Source organism: Burkholderia sp. Se-20378, assembly GCF_017104665.1.
Lineage (GTDB): Bacteria > Pseudomonadota > Gammaproteobacteria > Burkholderiales > Burkholderiaceae > Burkholderia > Burkholderia lata.
This window is the reverse complement of record NZ_JAAGPG010000394.1, coordinates 1-8107: the sequence shown is the minus strand read 5'-3', so window position 1 is coordinate 8107 and position 8107 is coordinate 1. Positions and strand designations below refer to the sequence as shown.

The 8107-nt window shown below is 68.3% G+C and carries 6 protein-coding genes and 1 pseudogene; 1 reads left to right on the top strand and 6 read right to left on the bottom strand.

Going from position 1 to position 8107, the window contains the following annotated elements; all coding sequences use genetic code 11:
- The 6 genes and pseudogenes from G3N93_RS29165 to G3N93_RS29140 form a co-directional block, all read right to left on the bottom strand.
- Window positions 1–201: pseudogene (locus G3N93_RS29165) on the bottom strand (hypothetical protein); the annotation flags it as partial.
- A 106-nt stretch (window positions 202–307) separates the two neighbouring features.
- Window positions 308–1489, bottom strand: a complete 1182-nt coding sequence (locus tag G3N93_RS29160) for a CaiB/BaiF CoA-transferase family protein (RefSeq protein ID WP_206134514.1) — start codon at window positions 1487–1489, stop codon at window positions 308–310.
- 137 nt (window positions 1490–1626) lie between these two features.
- On the bottom strand, window positions 1627–3579 hold the full coding sequence (locus G3N93_RS29155) for an AMP-binding protein (RefSeq protein WP_174933302.1): 1953 nt from the start codon (window positions 3577–3579) through the stop codon (window positions 1627–1629).
- A 15-nt stretch (window positions 3580–3594) separates the two neighbouring features.
- Complete coding sequence (locus tag G3N93_RS29150; RefSeq protein WP_206134513.1) at window positions 3595–4800, bottom strand: acetyl-CoA C-acetyltransferase; 1206 nt, start codon at window positions 4798–4800, stop codon at window positions 3595–3597.
- A 92-nt stretch (window positions 4801–4892) separates the two neighbouring features.
- The gene (locus G3N93_RS29145) at window positions 4893–5642 is read right to left on the bottom strand and encodes an SDR family NAD(P)-dependent oxidoreductase (RefSeq protein ID WP_174933298.1); all 750 of its coding nucleotides are present in this window, start codon (window positions 5640–5642) and stop codon (window positions 4893–4895) included.
- Between the two features lie 24 nt (window positions 5643–5666).
- Complete coding sequence (locus tag G3N93_RS29140) at window positions 5667–6542, bottom strand: MaoC family dehydratase (RefSeq protein WP_174938638.1); 876 nt, start codon at window positions 6540–6542, stop codon at window positions 5667–5669.
- 241 nt (window positions 6543–6783) lie between these two features.
- Here G3N93_RS29140 and G3N93_RS29135 point away from each other — a divergent pair, with 241 nt between their 5' ends.
- Window positions 6784–7935: an acyl-CoA dehydrogenase family protein gene (locus G3N93_RS29135; RefSeq protein ID WP_174933295.1), complete on the top strand. Its 1152-nt coding sequence runs from the start codon at window positions 6784–6786 to the stop codon at window positions 7933–7935.
- Window positions 7936–8107 lie beyond the last annotated feature (172 nt).

Genomic DNA, 8107 nt, shown 5'->3' with positions numbered 1-8107 from the left:
CTTGCGACGAGAACTTGCGACGAGAACTTGCGACGAGAACTTGCGACGAGAACTTGCGACGAGAACTTGCGACGAGAACTTGCGACGAGAACTTGCGACGAGAACTTGCGACGAGAACTTGCGACGAGAACTTGCGACGACGGTAAGCAGAGCGAAGAAGCAGGGGACAAAAGCAGCAAGAGAACCGGCGAAGGCACGCACGCCGGACGGCTCCTCATCACAGCCAGTCCGGCAGCGAGCCGGCGCGTAACGCCCAGCGCGCACGCAACGTCGACACCGACGCCAGGGGCGCCGCACACCGTCAAGATCAAACGATCTTCCGCGCCCTCAAATCAGCAACCATCCCCGCATCAAGCCCAATCCCCGCCAGGATTTCATCCGTGTGCTCGCCGGTCAGCGGCGGCCGCGTATGAATCTCCGGCGGCGTGCGCGACAGCGTCACCGGCGTCGCGAAGATCGGCACCTGCTTCGGCGCGCCGGGGTAGTCCATCCAGCGGATCACGTCGGCGGCCTTGACGGTTTCGTCCTCCAGCGCCTGACGCGGCGAGTTGACCGGGCTGGCCGGGATGCGCGCCTTCTCGAGATCGGCCAGCGCGTCGGCCAGCGTCTTGTCCGCGCACCATGCGCTCATGATGTCGCTCAGGAATTCGCCGTGCTCGCCGCGCAGCGTATCGTCGGCGAAGCGCGGATCGTCGAGCAGTTCCGGCCGGCCCACGAGCTGGGTCCAGCGCTTGAACATCGGGCGGCCGATGACCTGCGTGATGAACCAGCCGTCGGCGGCCTTGAAGATGTCGGACGGCGCATAGCCGGACGCGCGGTTCAGCGTCGCGTGACGATCGAGGCCGAGCAGCGCTTCCTCGATCAGCGCGCCGCTGGCCATGTTCAGGCCCGTGCACAGCAGCGATGCGCTGACTTCCTGGCCCATGCCGCTGCGCTGGCGTTCGTAGAGCGCCAGCATGACGCCGAGCGCGCAGGAAAACGCGGTCGCGAAGTCGACCACCGGCACCATCGCCTTCTGCGGCCGGTCGGGCGTGCCCGCGATGTGCACGGCGCCGCTCAGCGCCTGGCCCACCCCGTCGAAGCCCACGCGGTCGCGCACCGCCTCGCTGTTGCCGAACGCATTGGACGCGACCAGGATCACGTCGGGCTTGATCGCGCACAGGCTGGCGTAATCGAGGCCGAGGCTCTTGAGCGTGCGCGGCGGCATATTGGCGATCACCACGTCGGCATCGGCGACGAGCTTGCGCACGATCTCGCGCCCCTCCGGGCTGTCGAGATCGAGCGTCATCGAGCGCTTGTTGCGGTTGACCTGCAGGAACAGCGCGCCTTCGCCGTGTTCGGTGACGGGCACGATGAAGCGATCCTCGCCGCCGCCGACGCGGTCGATGCGGATGACGTCGGCGCCGTAGTCGGCGAGCAGCGCCGAGCAGAACGGCCCGGCGATGAAGCGGCCGAAATCGAGGACCTTGATGCCTTCGAGTACTTTCATGTTTCGTTTGCGGTTAAGTCGGCCGCCCGGCCGATCGGGGATCGGTCAGGCGGCCATGCCGGTTGCGCTTCATGCGAGTGCACGCATCGCATGGCTCGATCCGGTGCGGGGCGGCCCGGGGCCGGACGTCGCGTGGGTCAGGAGACGGTCGAGGCCGCGCGCACTTCGTCGAGCGCGGCGGGATTGTCCAGCGACGACAGGTCGCCCGGCGGCTGCCCGCAGTACACGCTGCGGATCACGCGCCGCATGATCTTGGAGCTGCGCGTCTTCGGCAGTTGCGCGACCACGTGCACGCGGCCGGGCCGGAACGGGCGGCCCAGCCGCTTGTCGACGTGACCGGACACGAGCGCTTCCAGCTCGGCGGCCGCGCCCGCCATGCCGGGCTTGGGCACGATGAAGACCACCAGTTTCTGGCCTTTGTCGGCATCCGCCACGCCGATCGCGGCCGCTTCGGCCACGTCGTGCAGCTCCAGCACGACTTCCTCGACCTCGGCCGGCCCGAGCCGCTTGCCGGCGACCTTCAGCGTGTCGTCGGAGCGACCCATCATGAAGTAGTTGCCGTCAGGCGTGCGCAGCGCGAGATCGCCATGCACCCAGATGCCCGGAATGGTCTGCCAGTAGGTTTCCAGGTAGCGCTCGTCGTCGCGCCAGAACGAATGCGTCATGCCGACGAACGGCGCGCGGATCGCCAGCTCGCCGACTTCGCCGGTCACGCTCTGGCCATCGGCATTGACGACGTCGGCGGCCACGCCGGGCGACACGGTGTTGAAGCCGCTCGGCGGAATCGGCCGGATCGGCACGCTCGCGAGCAGCGCACCCGATGCCTCGGTGCCGCCCGTGTAGTTGATGACGGGCGCCGTGCCGTCGCCGAAGCGTTGCAGGAACCAGTTGAAATGCTCGGGTGCGATGCCTTCGCCGGCGGTGATCAGCAGCCGCACGGTGGAGCGGTCGCCCGCGAGCGCCAGTGCCTCGTGGCTCGCCATCCCGCGGATCAGCGTCGGCGCCGAGCCGAAGTGCGTGACGCGGTGACGTTCGACCACGCGCGACATGCGCGACCAGTCGGGGTAGTCGGGCGCGCCGTCGTAGCACACCAGCGTCGCGCCGCGCAGCAGCGCGCAGCCGAGCACCAGCGTGCCGGCGATCCAGCCCATGTCCGCCGGCCAGCAATAGACGTCGCCGGGTTGCACGTCGAAGTGGATCAGCGAGTCGTGCGCGATCTTGATCGGGAAGCTGCCGTGCGTATGCACGACGCCCTTGGGCTTGCCCGTGGTGCCTGACGTGTAGATCACCATGAACGGCGTGTCGGGCGTGACCGACACGGCGGCGCTGCGTTGCCCCGGTGCGGCGGCCGCGGTCTCTTGCCAGTCGAGGTCGCGTGCGTCCTGTGCGGTGTCGCCTTCGCCGCGCTTCCAGATCACGTGTTCGAGCAGCGGCAACTGGCGCCATGCGTCGCGCAGCGCGCCTTGCACGTCCACGCGCTTGGTGCGGCGCGAGAAGCCGGTGGAAGCAATCACCATCCGCGCTTCGGCGGCGGAGAGGCGGGCCACGATCGCGTCGACGCCGAAGCCGCTGAACAGCGGCACGACCAGCGCGCCGAGATGCACGATCGCCAGCAGCGAGACGGTGGCCTCGACGCCGTTTTCCATCAGCAGGCCGATGCGGTCGCCCTGCTTGACGCCGTGACGCGCGAGCCCCGCGGCGAAATCCTGCACGCGCTGCTCCAGTTCCGCGAAGGTCAGCGTGCTGACGCTGCCGTCCTCGCGTTCGGCCACCACGGCCTTTTGCTGCGCCGTGGCGGGATGCCGCGCCCACGCGTAGATCGTGTTGACCCAGTTGAGCTTGCCGCCGGGGAACCAGCTCGGAAACTGCGCGCCGCGCGACAGGTCGACGTAGCCGGTCGGCGGCACGTCCCACGCGATCGCGCATTCGCGCATCACGGTGTCCCAGTAGCGTTCGGGTTCGGCGATCGATACGCGCATCAGTTCGTCATACGACGGCACGTCCAGCGCGCGCATCAGCTTCACGATGCCGGCATTCTGCAGCTCGCGCTGGCCCGGTTGCCAGGTCTGGCCGGATTCAGGGTGGCTCATGGTTGGTCTCCTGCCTTATGCGCGTTCGACGATCATCGCGATGCCCTGGCCGCCGCCGATGCACATCGTTTCCAGGCCGTAGCGGGCCTGGCGGCGCTGCATTTCATGCAGCAGCGTGGTCATGATGCGCCCGCCCGTCGCGCCCACCGGGTGGCCCAGCGAAATGCCCGAGCCGTTCACGTTGAGCCTGTCTTCCAGCGCCGCCATCGAGCTGCCCCAGCCCTTGACGCAGGCCAGCGCCTGGCACGCGAACGCTTCGTTCAGCTCGATCAGGTCCATCTGGTCGAACGTGAGGCCGGTGCGCGCCAGCACCTTCTGCACGGCCGGCACGGGGCCGATGCCCATGCGCGCCGGGTCGCAGCCGGCGGCCGCCCAGCCGACCAGCCAGCCGATCGGCGTGAGGCCCAGTTCGTCGAGCTTGTCCTCGGCGACGATCAGGCACGCGGCCGCGGCGTCGTTCTGCTGGCACGCGTTGCCGGCCGTGACGACGCCGTCCTTCATGATCGTGCGCAGCTTCGCGAGGCTTTCCAGCGTGGTTTCGCCGCGCACGCCTTCGTCCTGTTTGACGATCAGCGCATCGCCCTTGCGCTGCGGCACGGCGACGGGGGCGATCTCCGCGTCGAAATAGCCGGCCTGCTGCGCGGCGGCGGCACGCTGGTGGCTGCGGGCGGCGAAGCGGTCGGACGCTTCGCGCGTGATGTCGTATTCGCGTGCCAGCGTCTCGGCCGTTTCGATCATGCCGCTGATGCGGCCGAAGCGGCTTTCCGGCTGCGAGCGTTCGCGGCCGCGGTCGAGCCGGTCGTGCATCGTGACCGAGCCCGCGCGCTTGCCCCAGCGCATGTCGGTCGTATAGAACTCGACGTTGCTCATGCTTTCGACGCCGCCGGCCATCACCACGTCGGCCGCGCCGGTCTGCACCATCATCGCCGCGGTGGCCAGCGCCTGCACGCCGCCGCCGCAGCGGCGGTCGAGCTGCATGCCGGCCACTTCGATCGGGAAGCCCGCTTGCAGCGCGACCCAGCGCCCGGTGCACGGCGTCTCGCCGCTTGCGTAGCTTTGCGCGAACACGACGTCGTCGATGCGCGCAGGGTCCAGCCCGGTGCGCTCCACGACGGCACGCGCGACGGTGGCGCCGAGTTCCTCGACGGGAATGCCCTTCAACGCGCCGCCGAACGCACCGACGGGGGTGCGCAGCGGGGAGACGATGGCTGCTCGTTTCATCTGGGTTGCCTCTTGAATGTCATGAATGTTCCGCCGCCAGCGCGCGTCTGTCACGCGCTGGCCGCCATTGTTCGTGGTCTGCCGTCGTGCGATCAGCCGTAGCGTCCGCCCGTGACGTGCAGCACTTCGCCGCTGATGAAGCCGGCGCGCTCGCTGGCCAGGAACGCCACCGCGTCGGCGATGTCGTCCGGGCGGCCGACGCGCTTGATCGGCTGGGCCGCCACCGCGCGCTCCTTGATCGTTTCGTAGGTCGGCAGCGCCTGCACCATTTCCGTTTCCATGAAGCCGGGCGCCACGCAGTTCGCGGTGATGCCGTAGCGGCCTTCTTCCATCGACAGCGCCTTGGCCATGCCGATCAGGCCGGCCTTCGCGGCCGAGTAGTTGGCCTGCGTCGGGTTGCCCAGGTGCGCGCGCGAGCTGATGTTGATCAACCGGCCCCAGCCTTGCTCGATGAAATGCGGCATGACGGCCCGCGCGGCCAGGAACGCGCCCTTGAGCATCACGTTCATCACGAAATCCCAGTCGTCGGCGCTCATCTTCACCAGGTACTTGTCGCGCGGCGCGCCGGCGTTGTTCACCAGGATGTGCACGCCGCCGAAATGCGCGACGGTTTCATCGACGAGGCGCTGCACGTCGGCTTCGCTGGTGATGTCGCCCACGATGCAGTGCGCGGCCAGCCCTTCGTCCCGCAGCGCCTTCGCGGTGGCCTGCGCGAGCTCGGCGTTGATGTCGGTGATGACGACGCTCGCGCCTTCCTGCGCGAGCCGGCGCGCCGTGGCGGCGCCCAGGCCGCGTGCCGAGCCGGTGACGATGGCGACTTTGCCGGTCAAACCCAGATCCATGTGTGTCTCCTGAAGAATTGCGATTCAGCGCAGGTCGACCCGCGCGTTGGTCAATACCACCACGTTGCGCTCCACAGCCGTGACGCGCAGCGAAACCGTCTTGTCGCGCACCCACATCTCGGTGCGCAGCGTGTCGCCGGGCCATGCCGGCGCGGTGAAGCGCACGCGCATGCCCGCGAAGCGCGTGTTGTCGTAGTCGAGCACCGTGCGCAGCACCGCATGCGCGGCCACGCCCATCAGCGCCATGCCGTGCAGGATCGGCCGCGGAAAGCCGGCTGCGGACGCCACTGCCGGATCGGCGTGCAACGGATTCAGGTCGCCGCTCAGGCGATAGATCAGCGCCAGTTGCGCGGGCGTGGTCAGTTCGCACACGTGGTCGGGTGCGCCGTCGGGCATCGCATGCGGGGTCGGCAGCGGGTCGGTGCTGCCGCCGTCGCCGAAGCCGCCGTCGCCGCGCAACAGGCTCAGTTGCACCACGGTCGCAAGCAGGCGGCCGGTGTCGGCATCGGTGATGTCGCGCGTCTGCTGCAGGAAGGCGCCCTTGTTTTCCCCCTTGTCCCACAGGCCGGTGATGCGCGTCGTACCCGTGATGCGGCCGCTCGGCGGCAGCGGCGCGTGAATCCGGATTTCCTGTTCGGCATGCAGGAGCTTTTGCCAGGTGATGCCCGTGTCCGGTTCGCGCGCCCAGAACCCCGGGTACGCGAGCACGTTCGCCATCGTCGGCAGCGCGCGCAGCGACTCGCTTTCCTTGCCTTCGTAGACATAGCGCAATTGCCCGGCGTCGAGCGGGTCGGCGCCGAGCCCGAGGCCGAGCGCATAGAGCTGGGTATCGCGCAGCGAGTACGCATGCTCGATGGGCGGAAAGCGGCGGGACAGCAGGTGATCGGGCTGGAGCGGCATGGCGAATGACGTGGCAGTTGATTCGAGTCCCTACGATGGAACCGTGCCGATCACCGGTCAACGCATCCGGGAAGTTTGTTCCGTACCTTGGCAGACGCCCGGCCGTCCGGGTCGCCGGCTCCAGTCCCCGCCTAGCCAGCGCGATTTCAATCTACGGAACGTTTTCGGCGGCGTGATTGTTTCGGGCCGGCGCTCGGCGCAGCATTTCGACGTTTTCTCCACCTTTTTCAGGCGTACCGACATGATTCGCGATCAAGAAACGCTCAACGGCCTGCTCGACTCCATTGCCCGCTTCGTGCGCGAGCGTCTGGTGCCCAACGAGGAGCAGGTAGCCGAAACCGATGAAATTCCCGAGGACATCGTCGCCGACATGAAGGCGATGGGCCTGTTCGGCCTCACCATTCCCGAACGCTTCGGCGGGCTGGAGCTGACGATGGAGGAGGAGGTGCTCGCGGTGTTCGAGCTGTGCCAGGCGTCGCCGGTGTTTCGCTCGCTGCTGGGCACGACCGTGGGCATCGGTTCGCAGGGCATCCTGTTCGACGGCACGCCCGAGCAGCAGGAACGCTACCTGCCGCGTCTCGCGACCGGCGAGCTGATCGCGTCGTTCGCGCTGACCGAGCCGGAGGCCGGCTCCGACGCGGCGTCGCTGCGCACCACGGCCATCCGGGACGGCGACGACTACGTGGTCAACGGCACCAAGCGCTTCATCACGAACGCGCCGCATGCCGGCATCTTCACGCTGATGGCGCGCACCAATCCGGAGGACAAGGGCTCGGGCGGCATCTCGGCGTTCATCGTCGACGCGAAGACGCCGGGCATCAGCTTCGGCAAGCGCGACAAGAAAATGGGGCAGAAGGGCGCACATACCTGCGACGTGATCTTCGACAACGTGCGCGTGCCGGCCGCCAACCTGATCGGCGGGAAAGAGGGCCAGGGTTTCAAGACGGCGATGAAGGTGCTCGACAAGGGGCGCATCCACATCGCCGCGGTCTGCGTGGCCGTGGCCGAGCGCATGCTGTCGATGGCGTTGTCGTATGCGATGGAGCGCAAGCAGTTCGGCAAGCCCATCGCCGATTTTCAGCTCGTGCAGGCGATGCTCGCCGACAGCAAGGCCGAAATCTATGCCGCGCGCTGCATGGTGGTGGACGCCGCGCGCCGCCGCGACGCGAAGCTGCCGGTGAGCACCGAGGCGTCGTGCGCGAAGCTGTTCGCGTCCGAGATGTGCGGGCGCGTGGCCGATCGTGCGGTGCAGATTTTCGGCGGCGCGGGGTACATGGCCGAATACGGCATCGAGCGCTTCTATCGCGACGTGCGCCTGTTCCGCATCTACGAAGGCACGACCCAGATCCAGCAACTGGTGATCGCCCGCAACATGATCCGCGACGCGCAATGATGCGCCGGGGCGCTGATGCGGTGAGCGGCTTCGAAACGGGCGCCGGCTCGCGGCGGTGCGGCGCATCGGCCGCAACGGATGGCCACGCGGTCGACGCACGGCAAGCGCCGCTCGCGTCGGGTGCGCACGGCACGCGGCGCGTGGACGTGAACTGGGCCTGGGCGACCGGCAA